This is a genomic window from Mycoplana sp. ABR4_002 (assembly GCF_056159645.1).
Genome location: NZ_JBSWVO010000001.1, coordinates 3,213,255 through 3,229,854, shown reverse-complemented (window position 1 = coordinate 3,229,854; position 16,600 = coordinate 3,213,255). Strand labels below are relative to the sequence as shown.

General features: G+C 65.8%; 19 protein-coding genes. 8 read left to right on the top strand and 11 right to left on the bottom strand.

The genetic code is table 11. The features are described 5' to 3' along the window. Positions 1 to 12: 12 nt before the first annotated feature. Positions 13 to 1,866 carry a M3 family oligoendopeptidase gene (locus ACXAGF_RS15460; protein ID WP_475018271.1) on the bottom strand — a complete coding sequence of 618 codons (1,854 nt, stop codon included), beginning with the start codon at positions 1,864 to 1,866 and terminating at the stop codon, positions 13 to 15. A 162-nt stretch (positions 1,867 to 2,028) separates the two neighbouring features. Here ACXAGF_RS15460 and ACXAGF_RS15455 point away from each other — a divergent pair, with 162 nt between their 5' ends. Both ACXAGF_RS15455 and mepK read left to right on the top strand, forming a co-directional pair. Next, positions 2,029 to 3,567: a sigma-54-dependent transcriptional regulator gene (locus ACXAGF_RS15455; protein WP_475018270.1), complete on the top strand. Its 1,539-nt coding sequence runs from the start codon at positions 2,029 to 2,031 to the stop codon at positions 3,565 to 3,567. Between the two features lie 199 nt (positions 3,568 to 3,766). Continuing rightward, positions 3,767 to 5,581, top strand: coding sequence for a peptidoglycan L,D-endopeptidase MepK (gene mepK / locus ACXAGF_RS15450; protein WP_475019311.1), 1,815 nt, complete (start codon positions 3,767 to 3,769; stop codon positions 5,579 to 5,581). Between the two features lie 82 nt (positions 5,582 to 5,663). Here the strand turns inward: mepK and ACXAGF_RS15445 are convergent, their stop codons facing one another. The 3 genes from ACXAGF_RS15445 to ACXAGF_RS15435 all read right to left on the bottom strand — a co-directional run bounded on the left by ACXAGF_RS15445 (position 5,664) and on the right by ACXAGF_RS15435 (position 7,214). After that, positions 5,664 to 5,930, bottom strand: coding sequence for a DUF2312 domain-containing protein (locus tag ACXAGF_RS15445; RefSeq protein WP_108003462.1), 267 nt, complete (start codon positions 5,928 to 5,930; stop codon positions 5,664 to 5,666). A gap of 120 nt (positions 5,931 to 6,050) precedes the next feature. Further along, complete coding sequence (locus ACXAGF_RS15440; RefSeq protein WP_475018269.1) at positions 6,051 to 6,356, bottom strand: DUF1244 domain-containing protein; 306 nt, start codon at positions 6,354 to 6,356, stop codon at positions 6,051 to 6,053. A gap of 57 nt (positions 6,357 to 6,413) precedes the next feature. After that, on the bottom strand, positions 6,414 to 7,214 hold the full coding sequence (locus ACXAGF_RS15435; protein WP_475018268.1) for an N-formylglutamate amidohydrolase: 801 nt from the start codon (positions 7,212 to 7,214) through the stop codon (positions 6,414 to 6,416). A gap of 250 nt (positions 7,215 to 7,464) precedes the next feature. Here ACXAGF_RS15435 and ACXAGF_RS15430 point away from each other — a divergent pair, with 250 nt between their 5' ends. Both ACXAGF_RS15430 and pyk read left to right on the top strand, forming a co-directional pair. Next, complete coding sequence (locus ACXAGF_RS15430; protein ID WP_475019310.1) at positions 7,465 to 7,896, top strand: DUF1036 domain-containing protein; 432 nt, start codon at positions 7,465 to 7,467, stop codon at positions 7,894 to 7,896. Then, positions 7,896 to 9,335, top strand: coding sequence for a pyruvate kinase (gene pyk / locus ACXAGF_RS15425; RefSeq protein ID WP_475018267.1), 1,440 nt, complete (start codon positions 7,896 to 7,898; stop codon positions 9,333 to 9,335). The genes ACXAGF_RS15430 and pyk overlap by 1 nt, the downstream gene beginning before the upstream one ends. A 109-nt stretch (positions 9,336 to 9,444) precedes the next feature. On the opposite strand, the gene ACXAGF_RS15420 is transcribed toward pyk, so the two are convergent. The 5 genes from ACXAGF_RS15420 to ACXAGF_RS15400 form a co-directional block, all read right to left on the bottom strand. Continuing rightward, positions 9,445 to 10,041, bottom strand: a complete 597-nt coding sequence (locus tag ACXAGF_RS15420) for a hypothetical protein (RefSeq protein ID WP_475018266.1) — start codon at positions 10,039 to 10,041, stop codon at positions 9,445 to 9,447. A gap of 63 nt (positions 10,042 to 10,104) precedes the next feature. Beyond that, positions 10,105 to 10,230 (bottom strand): type B 50S ribosomal protein L36, encoded by a 126-nt coding sequence (gene ykgO, locus ACXAGF_RS15415; protein WP_025424787.1) that lies wholly within the window; start codon positions 10,228 to 10,230, stop codon positions 10,105 to 10,107. A 173-nt stretch (positions 10,231 to 10,403) separates the two neighbouring features. After that, positions 10,404 to 11,459, bottom strand: coding sequence for a 5-(carboxyamino)imidazole ribonucleotide synthase (locus ACXAGF_RS15410; protein WP_475018265.1), 1,056 nt, complete (start codon positions 11,457 to 11,459; stop codon positions 10,404 to 10,406). After that, positions 11,456 to 11,923, bottom strand: coding sequence for a 5-(carboxyamino)imidazole ribonucleotide mutase (gene purE / locus ACXAGF_RS15405; RefSeq protein ID WP_475019309.1), 468 nt, complete (start codon positions 11,921 to 11,923; stop codon positions 11,456 to 11,458). Before purE ends, ACXAGF_RS15410 begins: the two co-directional genes overlap by 4 nt. Before the next feature lie 50 nt (positions 11,924 to 11,973). Then, entirely contained in the window at positions 11,974 to 12,177 is a 204-nt protein-coding gene (locus tag ACXAGF_RS15400; RefSeq protein ID WP_108003658.1) for a YdcH family protein, read from the bottom strand. 220 nt (positions 12,178 to 12,397) lie between these two features. Between ACXAGF_RS15400 and ACXAGF_RS15395 the strand changes: the two genes are divergently transcribed. Then, positions 12,398 to 12,571 carry a YdcH family protein gene (locus ACXAGF_RS15395; protein WP_475018264.1) on the top strand — a complete coding sequence of 58 codons (174 nt, stop codon included), beginning with the start codon at positions 12,398 to 12,400 and terminating at the stop codon, positions 12,569 to 12,571. Between the two features lie 134 nt (positions 12,572 to 12,705). Here the strand turns inward: ACXAGF_RS15395 and ACXAGF_RS15390 are convergent, their stop codons facing one another. Next, positions 12,706 to 12,966: an ArsR/SmtB family transcription factor gene (locus ACXAGF_RS15390; RefSeq protein WP_475018263.1), complete on the bottom strand. Its 261-nt coding sequence runs from the start codon at positions 12,964 to 12,966 to the stop codon at positions 12,706 to 12,708. Positions 12,967 to 13,064: 98 nt separating this feature from the next. Continuing rightward, on the bottom strand, positions 13,065 to 13,835 hold the full coding sequence (locus ACXAGF_RS15385; RefSeq protein ID WP_475018262.1) for a sulfite exporter TauE/SafE family protein: 771 nt from the start codon (positions 13,833 to 13,835) through the stop codon (positions 13,065 to 13,067). Between the two features lie 101 nt (positions 13,836 to 13,936). Here ACXAGF_RS15385 and ACXAGF_RS15380 point away from each other — a divergent pair, with 101 nt between their 5' ends. The 3 genes from ACXAGF_RS15380 to efp all read left to right on the top strand — a co-directional run bounded on the left by ACXAGF_RS15380 (position 13,937) and on the right by efp (position 16,588). Next, complete coding sequence (locus tag ACXAGF_RS15380) at positions 13,937 to 14,590, top strand: thiamine phosphate synthase (RefSeq protein ID WP_475018261.1); 654 nt, start codon at positions 13,937 to 13,939, stop codon at positions 14,588 to 14,590. Between the two features lie 9 nt (positions 14,591 to 14,599). Beyond that, on the top strand, positions 14,600 to 15,880 hold the full coding sequence (locus ACXAGF_RS15375; RefSeq protein ID WP_475018260.1) for a tetratricopeptide repeat protein: 1,281 nt from the start codon (positions 14,600 to 14,602) through the stop codon (positions 15,878 to 15,880). 144 nt (positions 15,881 to 16,024) lie between these two features. Beyond that, positions 16,025 to 16,588 carry an elongation factor P gene (efp, locus tag ACXAGF_RS15370; protein WP_475018259.1) on the top strand — a complete coding sequence of 188 codons (564 nt, stop codon included), beginning with the start codon at positions 16,025 to 16,027 and terminating at the stop codon, positions 16,586 to 16,588. Positions 16,589 to 16,600: the final 12 nt, after the last annotated feature.

The window sequence follows — 16,600 nt, the reverse complement described above, 5'->3', positions numbered from 1 at the left end:
CGGTCAGGCTGTTCAGGCGGTCCTATCAAGCGCCTCCAACTCGTCGATCAGCCCCTCGATCATCGACAGGCCCTTGCTCCAGAACGACGGATCGGACGCGTCGAGGCCGAACGGGCGCAGCAGATCGGAATGGTGCTTGGTGCCGCCGGCCCTGAGCATCTCGAAATACTTCTCCTGGAAACCGCTCTCGGCCTGCTGGTAGACGGCATAAAGCGAGTTCACCAGGCAGTCGCCGAAGGCATAGGCATAGACGTAGAAGGGCGAATGGATGAAGTGCGGGATGTAGGCCCAGAAGGTCTCGTAACCTGCCGAGATGCGGATCGCGGGGCCAAGGCTCTCGGCCTGGACCGAAAGCCACAGTTCGCCGATCTGGTCGGACGTCAGCTCGCCCTCCTTGCGGGCCGCATGCACCTTGCGCTCGAACTCGTAGAAGGCGATCTGGCGAACGACCGTGTTGATCATGTCCTCGACCTTCTGCGCCAGCATCGCCTTGCGCTCGCGCTTGTCCTTGGTCTGGTCGAGCAGGCTGCGGAAGGTCAGCATCTCGCCAAACACCGAGGCGGTCTCGGCGAGCGTCAGCGGGGTCGAGGCCATCAGCGCGCCCTGGTCGCCGGCCAGGACCTGGTGGACGCCGTGCCCGAGCTCGTGGGCCAGCGTCATCACGTCGCGCGGCTTGCCCATGTAGTTGACCAGCACGTAGGGGTGGGCCGACGGCACGGTGGGGTGGGCGAACGCGCCCGGTGCCTTGCCCGGCCGTACCGGTGCATCGATCCACCGCTCGTCGAAGAAGCGGCCGGCGATCGCCGCCATCTCGGGGGCGAAGGCGCGATAGGCCGACAGCACGGTGTCCCTGGCGTCGTTCCAGGCGATCAGCGTGTTGGGCGTCTCCGGCAGCGGTGCGTTGCGGTCCCAGAACTCCAGCTGTTCCATTCCGAGCCACTTCGCCTTCATCGCGTAGTAGCGGTGCGACAGGCGCGGATAGGCCTCGCGCACGGCCTCGGCCAGCGCGTCCACCACCTCGCGTTCGACCCGGTTGGCCAGGTGCCGGCTGTCGGCGATGTCGTCGAACCCGCGCCAGCGGTCGGAGATCTCCTTGTCCTTGGCCAGCGTGTTGGTGATCAGGGTAAAGGTGCGGATGTTCTCGCCGAAGGTTTTGGCGAGCGCCGCGGCGGCCTTCCGGCGGGTCTCCCCGTCCGCGTCCTGCAGCAGGTTCAGCGCGACTTCGAGCGGCACCTGCTCGTCATCGATGGTGTAGCGCAACGAGGCCATCGTCTCGTCGAACAGCCGGTTCCAGGCGGCGGCCCCGGTCATTGATTTTTCCAGGAACAACTGCTCGGTGCGGTCGTCGAGCTGGTGCGGCTTGTCCTTGCGCAGGTCCTCGATCCAGGGCCGGTAGTGCGCGGCGTTTGCGTCGCGCTCCAGGCACTCCGCCAGCCTTGCGTCATCTATCCTGTTGATTTCGAGAGGGAAAAACAGAAGGTGCGCGGAGATGTCGGTGATCTTGGCCTGCACGTCGCCGAAGAACTTGCCGTTGCCCGGGTCGGTGGTGTTGGAGAAATAGGTCAGGCCCGCAAACGAGCCGAGCCGGCCAAGCAGGTCCTCAAGCGCCTCGAATTCCTTCACCGCCGCGCCAAGACCGCCGTCCCCGGTACGGCCGGCCGCCTCGTCGAGCTTCCCCTTCCAGCGCGTTTCGAAGGAAAGCGCGTCCGCCGTCGCCCTTTCCATGTCGGCGCGGAACTCCGGCGCGTCCGGCGCGGCATAGAGATCGCCGAGGTTCCAGTTCGGCAGCTTGCCGAGGTCGCCGATGCTCGCGCCGGCCGGTGCCGTCGCATGATTGATGGCGGGCGAAACTCTGGGGAAGGTCATTGCATGCCTCGTGGAGATCGTGTTGCTGGCCGCCTTGCTTGCGTCGTCGTTGGCTAAAATGCAAGCTTTTCTCAAAACGGCATGTTCAACCCTTCGTGCCAAGGTCGGACATTATTGTTGTCCGACACTGCGCCCGGAGCGCAGCCCGGCAAGGAGGATCCAATGACGGCCCACATTCTTGTCATCGATGACGATCCGGTGCAGCGCAGGCTTCTGAAGAACATGATCGAGCGCAACGGCCACGTCGCGCACATGGCGGAGAACGGCCGCGTTGGTCTCGACGTCCTCGACCGCAAGGGCGGGTTGATCAGCATCGTCCTGCTCGACTTGATGATGCCGGAAATGAACGGCTCCGCCTTTCTCGCCGCCCTGGCGGAGCGCCAGAGCACCGTGCCGGTGATCGTGCAGACCGGGCAGGGCGGTCTCGATACCGTCGTCATGGCGATGCGCGCCGGCGCCTTCGACTTCGTCGTCAAGCCGGTCTCGCCCGAGCGCCTCGGAATTGCGATCGACAACGCGCTCAAACTCGAGCAGCGGGACCTGCGCGCCCGCCCGGGTCGTCGCGGCCGGAGCGAAGCGGTGCAGTTCGACGACATCGTCTCGGCCAGCCCGGAGATGCTGCGTGTGATCGAATTGGCCCGCCGGGCCGCGCAATCCAACATTCCGGTCGTCATCGAGGGCGAATCCGGCGTCGGCAAGGAAATGATCGCGCGCTCGATCCAGGGGGCGAGCGACCGTGCCGGCCGGCCGTTCGTGACGGTCAACTGCGGCGCCATCCCGCACAACCTCGTCGAGAGCATCCTGTTCGGCCACGAGAAGGGCGCGTTCACCGGCGCGACCGAGCGCCATATCGGCAAATTCGCCGAGGCCGACGGCGGCACCATCTTTCTCGACGAGATCGGCGACCTGCCGCTGGACGTGCAGGTCAAGCTGCTGCGCGCCGTGCAGCAGGGCGAGATCGAGACGGTCGGCGCCCGCGCGCCGCAGAAGGTCAACGTTCGGCTGATCTCCGCCACCAACAAGGATCTGATCACCGAGGTGAAGGAAGGCCGCTTCCGCGAGGATCTCTACTATCGCCTCAATGTCTTCCCGATCACGATTCCGGCGCTGCGCAGGCGCAAGGAGGACATTCCCGTTCTGGTGCGTTCCTTCGTCGAGCGTTTCGCCGGGGAGCAGAAGCTGGCAACGCCATTGACGCTGTCCGCCGCCGCGATGGCGCTTCTGACCGCCTTCGACTGGCCGGGCAATATCCGACAGTTGGAGAACGCTATTTTCCGCGCCGTGGTCCTGGCGCAAGGCTCCGAGTTGCAGGCGTCCGACTTCCCCCAGATCGCGACACAGATCCCGGGGTGCGCGCTATCCGAAACGGGCGCGCTGTCCTGGGACGTGGCGGAGCCGCCGGCTGTCGCCAAGGCCGCGCAGAAGGAACTGCCGACGGTTGTTGCCGACAACCGCGCGCAGGAGCCGGACGAGCCGTCACCCCCGGTCGCGGCCGAAAACATGATCTCGAGCGTCGACCGCGGCGGCCAGGTGCGCCGGCTTGCCGATATAGAAGAAGAACTGATCCGATTTGCCCTGAAGTTCTACCATGGCCAGATGAGCCAGGTGGCCCGTAAACTGGGAATCGGCAGGTCCACGCTTTATCGCAAGCTGAAGGACTATGGTATCGATCCGGAGAATCCGCTGAAGGACGCCGCCTGATTTCAGTTGATTTCTTGGGCCTGCCGTGTTTTGCCGGTTGCCGTTCACCCCTTGTTAGTGGTTCGTTCACTATAGTTGGGGAGTATTGGCGACTGTGGCGGATCTGCCATGCTGTTACCGCAATTGGTCGTCACTGAAGCGATCAGGGACAACCTGTGTCCGTAGGACGGGGATCGAGTTGGCAGATATTCTGGGATCGATGACGCTCCGGGGAGCCAGCGCTCTTGCCATGTGCAAAGCCGCGCTTGCCAAGGCCCCCAGGATCTTGACCATCGCCGCCATGACCGCATCGCTCCTGGTGCCGGCCCTGGTGCCTTCGGCAACCGATGCCGCCTCGGGTACGCGCACGCTGAAGCTCTACTTCGTCCACACCAATGAAAAGGCGGCGATCACCTTCAAGCGCAACGGGCGCTACGATCAGAAGGGCCTGCAACAACTCAACCGTTTCCTGCGCGACTGGCGCCGCAACGAGCCGACCAAGATGGATCCGCGGCTCTTCGACCTCGTCTGGGAGGTCTACCAGAAGAGCGGCGCGCGCGGCTACATCCACGTCGTGTCGGCCTATCGTTCGCCGGCCACCAACTCGATGCTGCGTTCGCGCTCCAAGGGCGTCGCCAAGAAGAGCCAGCACATGCTCGGCAAGGCGATGGACTTCTACATTCCCGACGTGAAGCTGAAAAAGCTGCGCGAGATCGGCATGAAGTTCCAGGTCGGCGGCGTCGGCTACTATCCCACCTCCGGTTCGCCCTTCATCCACATGGATGTCGGCAGCGTTCGTGCATGGCCGCGCATGAGCCGCCAGGAACTGGTGTCGCTGTTCCCGGACGGCAAGACGATGCACCTGCCGTCGGACGGCAAGCCGCTGCCGGGCTACCAGCAGGCGGTCGCCGACTACAAGCGCCGGGTCGGCGCCAGTGCGGTGCAGGTCGCAGGCGGCGGTTCAGCGGACGAGCAGGGCTCCGCCAAGAAGAAGAACTTTCTGGCCGCGCTCTTTGGCGGCGGCGGCGACGAGGATGAAGAACCCACTGCGATCGCCAGCGCAGAGACGCCGAGCGAACAGCCGGTGGCGGCCTCTGCCGCCGGGGGTGCGTTGCCCGGCGTCGAGGCGGGCGAGGCGGTGCCGGAAACGCGCCCTGTCGTGACCGAGACCGAAATTGCCGCACTGAACGCTCCGGTGCCGGCGGTTCGGCCGGCCTTCAAGGACAACGCTGCGCCGGCGACGACCGAACTGGCGCTCGTCTCGCAGGCGCCAAACAGTGCGGCGGCCGCGCTCGATGCGGCGTTGCCGGCCCAGAATACCGAATTCACCGATCTTGGCGGTTACAAGGTTCCCGTGCCGGAACTGCTCGGCAAGCGCGCGCTGCCGGGCGAGGCCGAGGACGAGGTGCTGACGGCCTCCGCCGGCGCGCTCGAGGACGCCGATCTCGGCGCAATCCCCGTGCCCGGCTGGCGTCCGGGCGATGACGGCGCGCTTCTGGCCGTTGCCGAAGCCGATGTCGGGATCCCGGACCAGAACGTTGCCGCCAGGGTGGCCGCGTCGGCCGACATCGAACCCGAGAACGGGCTCACGGCCGAGGCGGCAACACGGGTGGCGCTTGCCTCGCAAAGCGAGGAAATGGTGGATGAACCGATCGAACTGGCGGCTTTGGCGCCGCGGCCGCGCAGTGGCTCCCATGAGGGAATGACGGCGTTTGACGTCCAGCCGAGCTTGATCCCGGCCAAGGGCGGACGTCCGAAGAAGCAGGACGCCGACGCCGCGGCGCGTGGCGCCATCCGTACCGAGCCCAAGCTGAACGACAAGATCATCTCGCAGTGGGCGCTGACGCAGGAGCGGGTCGAGACGGTGTCCAAGCCGGTCAAGGCGCCGCGGTTTGTCAGCCCGACGCTGCGTGCCGCCCCGACGACCGTCTACATGGCCGGTTTCCAGCCGCCGGCGGAGGCCGTCGATCCTGGACGCTTCAGCGGCAGCGCCGTCAACTTCATGGAAGTACGCAAGTTCTCCGCCGCCGAGTGAGCGCCGGAAAGCCGGTTGCCTGAAACAGAAAACCCGCGGGGCTTGCCACGCGGGTTTTTCCTGTCCGGTCGACCGGTCAGTGTCACTCGGCGTCCGGCGGCAGCTCGATCATGCCGAGTGCCTGCAGATAGGTGTCCAGGATCGCTTCCTGCTCCATGCGCTCGTCCTTGTCCTGCTTGCGGATCTGGATCACCTTGCGCAGGATCTTGGTGTCGAAGCCGACGCCCTTGGCCTCGCCGTAGACATCCTTGATGTCGTCGGCGATCGTCTTTTTCTCTTCTTCCAGGCGTTCGATCCGCTCGATGAAGGCGCGAAGCTGATCGCGGGCGACGCCGTTAGCATCGGACATGGTCTTCTCCTCGTTGGGGGATGATGAATGTGATGCCGTGATCTGCCGCGAAGTTCGGCCGAGATCAAGGCCTATCGGGCCGGCGGCGGCGATTTTCGCGGCTTATGCAAGTTACCCCCGCTATTCCTTCGGCCGGTTGATTTCAAAGGCGGCCTTCTGGTCGGCGCTGGCGTCCTTCTGGTGCAACGCGCGCCAGGCGTCGTAGGGCATGCCGTAGACGATCTTTCGCGACTGCTCCTTGTCCATCGCCACGCCGGCCGCGTTCGCCGCCTCGCGGTACCAGTTGGACAGGCAGTTGCGGCAGAACCCGGCGAGGTTCATCAGGTCGATGTTCTGCACGTCGCTGCGTTCGCGCAGGTGCGCCACCAGTCGCCGGAAGGCGGCAGCCTCGAAGGCGGTGCGCTGGTTTTCGGTGAGCTCGTCCATGGTCGGTTCCTCCGGCGGCGTGTCTGGATGGTCCCGCGTCCTGTGCGGCGCCGTGCGTCAGTAGGGCCCGGTACGGGAGGGGAATGTCTGATAGGTGTGCAGGCGTGCGTCCATGTTCAAGTCCGCCAGGATCGGCGCCAGCCGCCCCGCCCAAAGGGCAATTCCCGCCGCGTCGCCGATCTCGTCCTGGCGCACTTCGACCAATGTATGCGGGATGCCGGCGGTCATGCAGTGACGGAACATGGTGTCGCCGCGGAGCGCCCCGTCATAGGGCTCGTTGCTGGCGGTGACGACACCGGGTATCGCGCCGAGGGCTTGCAGCAACGGGTTGGCGGCGCGGTGATCGCTGTCCCAGAGCACGGTAATGTGCCAGGGCCGCGGCACGCCCTTCCAGGCGGGCGTGAACGAGTGCAGCGAGATCACCAGCGGCGCCTTGCCCGTTGTCGCCGCCACGTCGGTGACCACCCGCGACACCGCGCCGTGGTAGGGGCGATGATAGGTCTCGAGCCGATGGCGCCACTCCTCGCTCGAGATCGGGTGATTGCCGGGGATGATGGCGCCGTCGGAAATCCGCATGATCAGCGTCGGGTCGTCCTCGCCGCGGTTGGGATCGATCAGAAGGCGCGAGAACCGGCTCATCACCGCCGGCACGCCGAGGCGGGCGGCAAGCTCGCGCGTCAGCCCCTCGACGCCGATGTCGTAGGCGATGTGGCGGGCGAAGGCGCTTTCCGGCAGGCCCAACCGGCCGTAGCGCGCGGGCAGTCGATTGGTGGCGTGGTCGGCGAGAAGCACCAGGCCGAGGGCGCTGTCGCCGGAGATGACTTCATACGGGCATTCGTCCTGCGGCTCGGTCTGCATGTGGTCTCGTCGGGTGCGTCGGTCGATGGCGGTTTGATCGCATGCCGCAGCGGCGATCGCAAGATTGACAGCCTCGACGGCTGCGGTCGTTATGCTCGCCGGGATTGGCATGTAATCGATTAGACCTGCGTTGACATTCCCTCTGCGCCGTCGCAAGAAAGCGCGTGACCAAATCAACGGAGTTCCACTGGAAGCCGTGTCAGTTCGTTTTCAGCCCCATTCCCTGCGCGCGGCGCCCGGCCTTTCCACACTGGGACTGTTCGCCGCTGCCGCCTTTTTCTGCCTTGCCGTGCCGGACTCGGCGCGGGCCGACTTCCGGGTCTGCAACGGGACCCAGAACCTCGTCGGCGTCGCCATCGGCTATCGCGCGACGGAGGGATGGGTCACCGAAGGCTGGTGGCAGATCCCGGCGACGACCTGCGCCACGTTGATCGAGGGCGAGCTGAAGTCGCGCTACTACTATCTCTATGCCGAGGATGCCGCGCGCGGCGGCCGCTGGACCGGGCAGGTCAACATGTGCGTCGCCGAGAACGAGTTCAAGATCACCGGGGTCGAGGACTGCTTCGCCCGCGGTTTCCAGCGCATGGGCTTCAAGGAATACGACACCGGCCGCCAGGGAAGCTGGATGGTCCAGCTCTCCGATACTCCAGGTACCCCAGGACCCCAGGAAAGCCAGAATTGATGAAGCGGAACAGAAGAGTAAAGATCCTCGCCACGCTCGGACCGGCTTCCGCCGAGGAAGAGATGATCCAGAAGCTGCATGAGGCGGGGGCTGATCTTTTCCGCATCAACATGAGCCATGCCAGCCACGAGGTGATGCGCACGCTGATCAGCCGAATCCGCGCGGTCGAAGCCCGCTGTGGCCGCCCGATCGGCATTCTCGCGGACCTGCAGGGCCCGAAGCTGCGCGTCGGCAAGTTCAAGGACGGCGGGGCCGATCTCGAGCCGGGCCAGACCTTCACGCTCGACAACCGCGATGAGCCCGGCGACAACACGCGCGTCTTTCTCCCGCATCCGGAGATCCTTCAGGCGGTCAAGCCCGGGCATCGGTTGCTGATCGACGACGGTAAGCTGCACCTGAACGCGGAATCCGCCGACGGAACGAAGATCGTCTGCTCGGTGGTTGCCGGAACGCGGATCTCCGACCGCAAGGGCGTGAGCCTGCCCGACACCCTTCTGCCCGTCGGCGCGCTGACCGAAAAGGACCGCGCCGACCTCGACGCCGTGCTGGCGACCGGCAGCGTCGACTGGGTGGCCCTGTCCTTCATCCAGCGGCCCGAGGACCTAGCCGAGGTGCGCAAGCTGGCGCGCGGCCGCGTCGGCCTGATGTCCAAGATCGAAAAGCCACAGGCGATCGAGCGGATCGACGAGATCATCGAGCTGTCCGACGCGCTGATGGTCGCCCGCGGCGACCTCGGCGTCGAGATGCCGCTCGAGGCGGTGCCGGGGCTGCAGAAGCAGTTGACGCGCGCCTGCCGCCGCGCCGGCAAGCCGGTGGTCGTGGCAACGCAGATGCTGGAATCGATGATCTCCGCGCCGGTGCCGACGCGCGCAGAGGTCTCCGACGTGGCGACCGCCGTGTTCGAGGGCGCAGACGCGATCATGCTGTCGGCCGAGTCGGCCTCCGGCCAGTATCCGGTCGAGGCCGTCGCCACCATGGCGTCGATCGCCAGCCAGGTCGAGCGCGACCGCTATTATTCCGGCATCATTAACGCGCAGCGCACCCCGCCGGAGGCAACCGGCGCGGACGCAATCTCGCTCGCCGCCCGCCAGATCGCCGAGACGCTGAACCTTTCGGCCATCGTCTGCTACACCTCGTCGGGGACGACCGGCCTGCGCGCCGCGCGCGAGCGGCCGGAAGTGCCCGTGATCGCGCTGTCGCCGATCATCGAGACCGCGCGCCGCCTGTCGGTCGTCTGGGGACTGCACTGCGTCGTCACCGGGGACGCCACCGACCTGGACGACATGGTCAACCGTGCCTGTCGCATCACCGTCAACGAGGGGCTCGGCAAGCCGGGTGACCGCATCATCATCTCCGCCGGGGTGCCGCTCGGAACGCCCGGCGCGACCAACATGCTGCGCATCGCCTATATCGGCTCGGACGGGGCCAGCGGCGTCTGAGCGTCAAGGCTGCAGCTAGGAATTCGGGTGAAGGCGGGCCTCCGGCCCGCCTTTGTTCATGGTGCCGAGCGCAAGGCGCGATCACGCGGCTGTCGGCAATGGAAGCAGATCAGATCCGGCTTCCGGCCAGCTTCTCGGCGATATCGCCGAGCGCCTTCTGGGCTCGGCGCTCGGTCGGATAGACGGCGAGGAAGCGCTCCCAGGCCCCCAGCGCCAGTTCGTCATGGCCGTAGCTGGTAAGGATCATCGCCATGCCGGCAATGGCGCCGAAATGGCGCGGCTCGATGGCCAGCACCCGGTTGATGTCCGACATCGACTTTCGATAGTAGCCGAGCTTGTAGTTCAGCGTGGCGCGCTGGTTCCAGCCCTCGACATAGTCGGGTGCGAGCTGGATGATCTCGTCGAGATAGTCGAGCGCGACGCCGTCCTTGTTGTCGGACATGGCCTTTTCGGCCTGCTGCATCAAGAGGTTGACGGTGGCGCTGCCCGAATCGCGCCATTCGGCCCGGATGCTGTCGGAGAGCGCCTTGGCCTTGTCGGGATTGCCCTCACGCTTGAGGTCGGCAAACAGCGTGTCGAGGCGTTGCGCGGGGGTGGCCACGGCCGGCGCTTGCCTGGCCACGGCGGCTTCCGGGGTCTGCGCCCGCACCGGACAGGCGAGCGCAGCGGACAGAATCAAAGCGGCACAAACAATACAAGAGCGCATGCGGTTATGCTAAACCGCATGCGCCCGAAAGCAAATCGATATCTTCGGAAGATCCGAAGCCGCTCAGCCCTGACGGGCCTTGAAGCGCGGGTTCTGCTTGTTGATGATGTAGATCCGGCCCTTGCGGCGAACCAGACGGTTTTCGCGATGGCGGGTCTTGAGCGACTTGAGCGAATTCTTGATCTTCATTTTTCTGATCCGCGATGCTGGGGAGGAACAAATCCGCCCTAAAACTTGTCAATTAAAAACGCGCCGTTTCGGGCGCGCTCTCAGGTTGGCGTTCGTGTACCCCTTCATCCGGGGCCTGTCAACCGTTGGCGGGTGTTTTGACCGCGGCTTGCCGCGATTTCCACGGCGCCGCGTCAGCGCAACTCGGTCACATGACCCATCTTGCGGCCCGGACGCGATTCCGTCTTTCCGTAGAGATGCACCAGTGCTGCGGGCGTCGTCAGCCAGGCCGGAACGGCGGCGACGTCGTCGCCGATCAGGTTCTGCATGACGCAGTCCGAATGCCGTCGGCCATCGCCGAGCGGTAGCCCGGCGACCGCACGGATGTGCTGCTCGAACTGCGATATGACACAGGCGGCTTCGGTCCAGTGGCCGGAATTGTGCACGCGCGGCGCCATTTCGTTGGCCATCAGCTGGCCGTCGCCGAGGACGAAAAACTCGACGCCGATCACGCCCACATAGTCCAGCCGGTCGAGGATCGCGCGGGCCGCGCGCCGCGCCTGGTCGGCGGTCGCCTCGCTGATCGCCGCCGGCACGGTCGAGGTGAAGAGGATGCCGTCGCGGTGGATGTTCTCGGCCGGATCGTAGCAGACGATCGTGCCGTCCTGCGCGCGCGCGGCGATGATCGAGATTTCCCGCTCGAAGGCGACCAGCCCCTCGAGGATGAGGGGGACGGAGCCGAGCGCCTCGAAGGCGCCTGTCCGAGCCTCGGCCGGCGAGCGAAAAGCACGCTGCCCCTTGCCGTCGTAGCCCAGCCGTCTGGTCTTCAGTACGCCGATTCCGCCAAAGTCGTCGAGCGCGGCCTCGAGGTCGGCCTGGCTGTCGATCGCCGCGAACGGCGCGGTGGCGATTCCGCAGTCATTGATGAAGCGCTTCTCCAGCAGGCGGTCCTGGGAGACCTCGAGCGCCTGCGGCGGCGGGTACACCGGCAGGGACTGCGCCAGCCGCGCCGCGGCCGATACCGGCACGTTCTCGAACTCGTAGGTTACGGCGTCGCAGCTTCGCGCAAGCTCGTCGAGCGCGGCCGCATCGTCATAGGGAGCGACGATCTGGGCGTTGGCGACCTGGGCTGCTGGACAGTCTGCCTGCGGTTCGAGAATGACGGTGCGCAGGCCGAGCCGGGCGGCGGCCATGGCAAGCATGCGTCCGAGCTGGCCGCCGCCGATGATGCCGATGGTGCTGATGCTCATAGCGGGCCGTCCACCGGATAGTCGGCGACCGTGGCACTCTGGTTGTCGCGCCACTCGTCGAGGCGCAGCGCCAGTTCGGGATCGGACAGCGCCAGGACAGCGGCGGCGAGAAGGGCGGCGTTGATCGCACCGGCCCTGCCGATCGCCAGGGTCCCGACCGGGATGCCGGCCGGCATCTGGACGATCGAGAGCAGGCTGTCCTGGCCGGACAGCGCCTTGGATTGCACGGGAACGCCGAACACGGGCAGTGCGGTCATGGCCGCGATCATGCCGGGCAGATGGGCCGCGCCGCCGGCGCCGGCGATGATGACCTTGAAGCCCTCGCCCCGCGCGCCTTTGGCGAACTGGTAGAGGCGGTCCGGAGTGCGATGGGCGGAGACGATCCGGGCCTCGTAGTCGACCTCCAGCGCGTCCAGCGTGTCGGCGGCATTCTTCATCGTCTCCCAGTCGGATTGGCTACCCATGACAATGGCGACGGGGGGCGTTTGCGGTGTCTTCACTGCGCTTTCCGTTTTCAGGCGATGATGTCGGGAATGATCTGATCCTCGATCTTGGAGATCCGGTCCTTGATCACGAGCTTCTTTTTCTTCATGCGCTGCACCCTCAGGGCGTCGCAGCCAACCTGGATCATGGCATTGATGGCGGCGTCGTAGTCCTCGTGTTCCTGGCGCAGCCGGGCTATCGCCAATCGCAGTTCCGCCTGTTCCTGGTCTGCCATTCCTTTTATTCCCCATCCCTTCACGGCGGTGGAAGATGCCCACCACTCGCACTCAGCTAGAACGCTGCTCCTATCACGAAAAGCCAGCGCACGGGAAGTTATAGTCCGCCACGATTTCGCCTTCGACAAATGAAAAATGGCATGGCAGACTTCGTCTGTTTCAAACTGGACCACCCGGCGCCACGGCGCCTGGTGCAAAAATAAGGGAAGGAACTCTCATATGTCGATTGAGGCCCATCTTGCCACCCTTGAAAAGAAGCACTTCGCCCTCGAGGAAGAGCTTCACGAAGCGATGGTCCACCCGTCTGCCGAAGACGAGTTCATCGCCGACATCAAGCGGCGGAAGTTGCGCATCAAGGACGAGATCGAGAGGCTTCGCTCGTCGATGAACTGAGCGAGGGCCGGGAGCCTGTGCCGTTGCAAACGAGGCAGGCAAATCCCAATAGCCCCATCCATCCGATCTTCCGCTGCGCCCCGGTTGCTTCGACGGTGACCGGGGCGTTTCGTTTTGGTGCGGGAAGCCGCCGTTCAGTTCCAGAATTGGTCGAGCCAGAAGGTCAGCTTATTGAAGCCGGCGGCGTTGATCGCATAGACGCGGCGGTTGCCATCTGCCGTGACGCTGACCAGGTTTGAATCCAGCAGCGCCTTCAGGTGCTGCGAAACTGCCGGCCGGCTGATCGGCAATCCCTGGGAAAGCTCGTTGACCGTCCTTGGCGCGCGCCTGAGTTCCTCCAGCAGGAAGCGGCGGTTCGGGTCGGCAATCGCAGCAAAGGGGTCTGTGGTCACCATGCGGAAAAGCTATGGCATCGCAACACGCACGGCAAGCGTTTTGTGCATCGCCGCATGAGCTGGGATGCCGGATTCGGCGCGGTTTTGATAGCGGTGGCCTAGACCAGTGACGCGAGGCCGTCATAGGTGAGCTTCAGGCCGGCCAGCAGCGCCATCGTGTACATGAACGGGTAGAATACGTCCGGCTTCATCCGCTTGACCAGGTAGCCGCCGACCGCGGTCGCCGCCATCGCCAGCGGCATCAAGGTGGCGGAGATCGTCAGGTTGGTCGTGTCGAGCTGGCCGAGCGCGAAATAGGGAACGAGCTTCACCGCGTTCAGGGTGGCGAAGTAGCGCACCGCCGCGCCGGTGTATTCACGTGGCGGCAGCTTCAGCGGCAGTGCATAGACCTGGTAGGGCGCACCGCCGGCATGGGCGACGAAGCTGCCATAGCCGGCCATCGTGCCGAAGAGGGCGGCCGGACCAAGCCGATGCCGCTTGGCGCCAACCACGATGCCGCGCCGGATCCGCCACTGGAGATAGAAGTAGCGCAGCGCGAAGAAGATCGTGATCGCGCCAATGATCAGCCGCAAGGAATCGCGTGGAACATGGGCCGAGGTGGCCCAGCCGAGGGCGATGCCGATCATGCCGCCGGGCAGAAGATAGAGCAGGGTACGACGGTCGTTGTACTGGCGCCAGATCCACAACGAGACGATGTCGCTGACAATCAACAGAGGCAGCAGGATCGCCGCCGCTTGCACCGGCGAAACCGCCATGGCAAGGATGGGCACGCCCATGAGCGCCAGCGCCTCGCCCATGCCCCCCTTTGTCAGTCCGACCAGAATGACGGCCGGAATGGCGGCAAGGTAGATGCTGGGGTCGATGGACATGCGGGCGATTGATCCTGTGGCGCAACCGGTCTATCGGCTTTGGTAGGACATTGCGAGGGGCATCGTGCGCCGCGCCGCGAAATCAGATGAACGGATCTTCGATGACTGCAACCGATAACCGCTGCCGCCTCGTGCTGATCGTGCCGGAAGGCGACGACATTGCCGCGCGCAGGACGATGCTGGAGGACGCGCTGCGCGGCGGCGACGTCGCCTCGGTGATCGTGCCGCAATACGGGCAGGACGACGGGGTGTTCCAGAAGCACGCCGAGGCACTGGTGCCGGTGATCCAGAAGGCGGGCGCTGCCGCGCTGATCGCGGGCGACACGCGCGTGGCCGGCCGCGCCAAGGCGGACGGCATCCACGTCGCCGGCGGCCTGGACGCCCTCGCCGAGGCGATGGAGAACCATTCGCCGAAACTGATCGTCGGCGGCGGCAATGCCAAGGACCGGCACACGGCGCTGCAGACCGGGGAACTGGCTCCGGACTACATCTTCTTCGGCAAGCTCGGCGGCGACATCAAGCCGGAGGCCCACCCGAAGAACGTGGCGCTCGCCGAGTGGTGGGCCGCGATGGTGGAGGTCCCCTGCGTCGTCATGGGCGGCACCGATCCGCAGTCGGCACTCGTCGTTGCCGAGGCCGGCGCCGAGTTCGTCGCGCTTTGCCAGGCGGTCTTCGCCGAGCCCGCGAACGCCGCCCAGGTGGTCGCCTCGGTCAATGCGCTTCTTGACGAAAAAGCGCCACGGTTCGAGGATTAAAGGCGGGCAATGACTAGGGCTTTCGACCATAGGCCGCTGCGGATGGCCGTTCTGCTGTGCTATGCGCTCGGCGGCGGTGTGACGGTTGCGTCCGCCCAGGAGGCGAAGAAGCCGGACGTTTCGCAGCAGCAGGCCGTGGATGGCGCCGCCGGCGACAATCCCGCTCCGCCGCCGGGCGTCGCGCCGGACCACAATCCTGCGGCCGCGGCCGCGCCAACGGCGGCGGACGCCGAAAGCCTCGACAACGCCGAGGCGCTCGACAGCCCGGGCCCCGACCCGCGTGGGTCGCGCCTCCTGGAACCGGCCGGAAGCGAGAACCCCGCGGGCCGCCTGTCGACGAAGTCCGAGGACGATGCCACCGACGGAAGCGGCTTGCAGACGCCGTCGCAGGGGCTGGTCGTGCTCGACCGCATGGGCGCTCCGCTTCCGGACCTGCCGACGGAGAAGGCCTACACCGGCAAGGTGGACGAGGCGTTCGGCGCCTACCAGCGCGGCTTTTATCTGACGGCGATGGACCTGGCCCTGCCGCGCGCCCAGGCCGGCGACGCCGCCGCCCAGACGCTGGTCGCCGAGATTTTCGACCGCGGCCTCGGGGTCAAGCGCGACCGCAAGGAGGCGGTGTTCTGGTACAAGCAGGCGGCCGAGGGCGGCGATCCGGCCGGAATGTTCAAATATGCGCTGCTGCTGATGGAAGGGCGCAACGTCCCGCGCGACCGCAACATGGCCGAGGACTACATGAAGAAGGCGGCGGACAAGGGCAATCCGTCCGCACAGTTCAACCACGCCCAGATCCTCGTCGCCGACAATCCGGGCGAGCCGGGCCTGCGCGCGGCCATGCCCTATTATGAGAAGTCGGCGGAGCAGGGCATCGCCGATGCGCAGTATGCGCTGTCGCAGCTCTACACCAACCTCGAGGGACTGCCGCCGGAGAAGACCGGGCGGGCGCGCGAATGGCTGGTGCGGGCGGCTCGGGCCGGCTACGACACCGCCCAGCTCGACCTCGGCATCTGGCTGGTGAACGGTGTTGCCGGCGAGCGCGACTATGAGGCCGGCTTCAACTGGCTGCAGCGCGCCGCCTATGGTGGCAACGTCGTAGCGCAGAACCGGCTGGCCTATCTCTACATCAACGCGCTCGGCACGCGGCCCGATGCGGTCGAAGCGGGCAAGTGGTTCGTGCTGTCGCGGCGGGCCGGCCTGCACGACTCCGGGCTCGAGGACTTCTATCTCGGCCTGACCGACGCCCAGCAGAAGGCCGCGATCGCGGCCGCCAACAAGTTCCGCCGCCGCTGATCGGGGCAGCCCTGCGTCCTGGGTATGGCTGCGTTCCGGAGCGCAACACTTGAACTTTTCGGGGATTTGTGGTCTTGAGGCCGCACATTGGGTTCCCGGCCGCCTTCGGCCGCGCGGGACCGCGGAAATCTCGACGGACTCCTCATGAAAATCAGCGGCAGCGAAATCAAGCCGGGCAATGTCATCGAGCACAACGGCGGCCTCTGGGCGGCGATCAAGTGCAACACCGTCAAGCCCGGCAAGGGCGGCGCCTTCAACCAGGTCGAACTGAAGAACCTGATCGACGGCACCAAGTTGAACGAACGCTTTCGCTCGTCGGAAACGGTCGAGCGGGTCGAGCTGGAGAAGAAGGATTTCCAGTTCCTGTTCGAACAGGGCGAGGGCCTGGTGTTCATGGATGTCGACACCTACGACCAGCTCGAGCTGCAGAAGGAGTTCGTGGGCGACCGCGCTGCCTTCCTGCAGGACGGCATGATGGTCTCGGTGCAGCTCTATGACGACAGGCCGATCGGCGTGGCGCTGCCCGATCAGGTCGTGCTGGCGATCGCCGAGGCTGACCCGGTGGTGAAGGGGCAGACGGCGGCGTCGTCCTACAAGCCGGCGATCCTGGAAAACGGCGTGCGCGTGCTCGTGCCGCCCTTCATCGAAGCCGGCGAGCGCATTCTCGTCGACACCAACGAAATCAGCTATCTCCGCCGCGCTGACTGACGCCGGCACGGG

Coding starts and splice junctions, on each gene's coding strand:
- ACXAGF_RS15460 (WP_475018271.1), bottom strand. CDS start 1,866: ATGACCTTCCCCAGAGTTTCGCCCGCCATCAATCATGCGACGGCACCG.
- ACXAGF_RS15455 (WP_475018270.1), top strand. CDS start 2,029: ATGACGGCCCACATTCTTGTCATCGATGACGATCCGGTGCAGCGCAGG.
- mepK (WP_475019311.1), top strand. CDS start 3,767: ATGACGCTCCGGGGAGCCAGCGCTCTTGCCATGTGCAAAGCCGCGCTT.
- ACXAGF_RS15445 (WP_108003462.1), bottom strand. CDS start 5,930: ATGTCCGATGCTAACGGCGTCGCCCGCGATCAGCTTCGCGCCTTCATC.
- ACXAGF_RS15440 (WP_475018269.1), bottom strand. CDS start 6,356: ATGGACGAGCTCACCGAAAACCAGCGCACCGCCTTCGAGGCTGCCGCC.
- ACXAGF_RS15435 (WP_475018268.1), bottom strand. CDS start 7,214: ATGCAGACCGAGCCGCAGGACGAATGCCCGTATGAAGTCATCTCCGGC.
- pyk (WP_475018267.1), top strand. CDS start 7,896: ATGAAGCGGAACAGAAGAGTAAAGATCCTCGCCACGCTCGGACCGGCT.
- ACXAGF_RS15420 (WP_475018266.1), bottom strand. CDS start 10,041: ATGCGCTCTTGTATTGTTTGTGCCGCTTTGATTCTGTCCGCTGCGCTC.
- ykgO (WP_025424787.1), bottom strand. CDS start 10,230: ATGAAGATCAAGAATTCGCTCAAGTCGCTCAAGACCCGCCATCGCGAA.
- ACXAGF_RS15410 (WP_475018265.1), bottom strand. CDS start 11,459: ATGAGCATCAGCACCATCGGCATCATCGGCGGCGGCCAGCTCGGACGC.
- purE (WP_475019309.1), bottom strand. CDS start 11,923: ATGGGTAGCCAATCCGACTGGGAGACGATGAAGAATGCCGCCGACACG.
- ACXAGF_RS15400 (WP_108003658.1), bottom strand. CDS start 12,177: ATGGCAGACCAGGAACAGGCGGAACTGCGATTGGCGATAGCCCGGCTG.
- ACXAGF_RS15395 (WP_475018264.1), top strand. CDS start 12,398: ATGTCGATTGAGGCCCATCTTGCCACCCTTGAAAAGAAGCACTTCGCC.
- ACXAGF_RS15390 (WP_475018263.1), bottom strand. CDS start 12,966: ATGGTGACCACAGACCCCTTTGCTGCGATTGCCGACCCGAACCGCCGC.
- ACXAGF_RS15385 (WP_475018262.1), bottom strand. CDS start 13,835: ATGTCCATCGACCCCAGCATCTACCTTGCCGCCATTCCGGCCGTCATT.
- ACXAGF_RS15380 (WP_475018261.1), top strand. CDS start 13,937: ATGACTGCAACCGATAACCGCTGCCGCCTCGTGCTGATCGTGCCGGAA.
- ACXAGF_RS15375 (WP_475018260.1), top strand. CDS start 14,600: ATGACTAGGGCTTTCGACCATAGGCCGCTGCGGATGGCCGTTCTGCTG.
- efp (WP_475018259.1), top strand. CDS start 16,025: ATGAAAATCAGCGGCAGCGAAATCAAGCCGGGCAATGTCATCGAGCAC.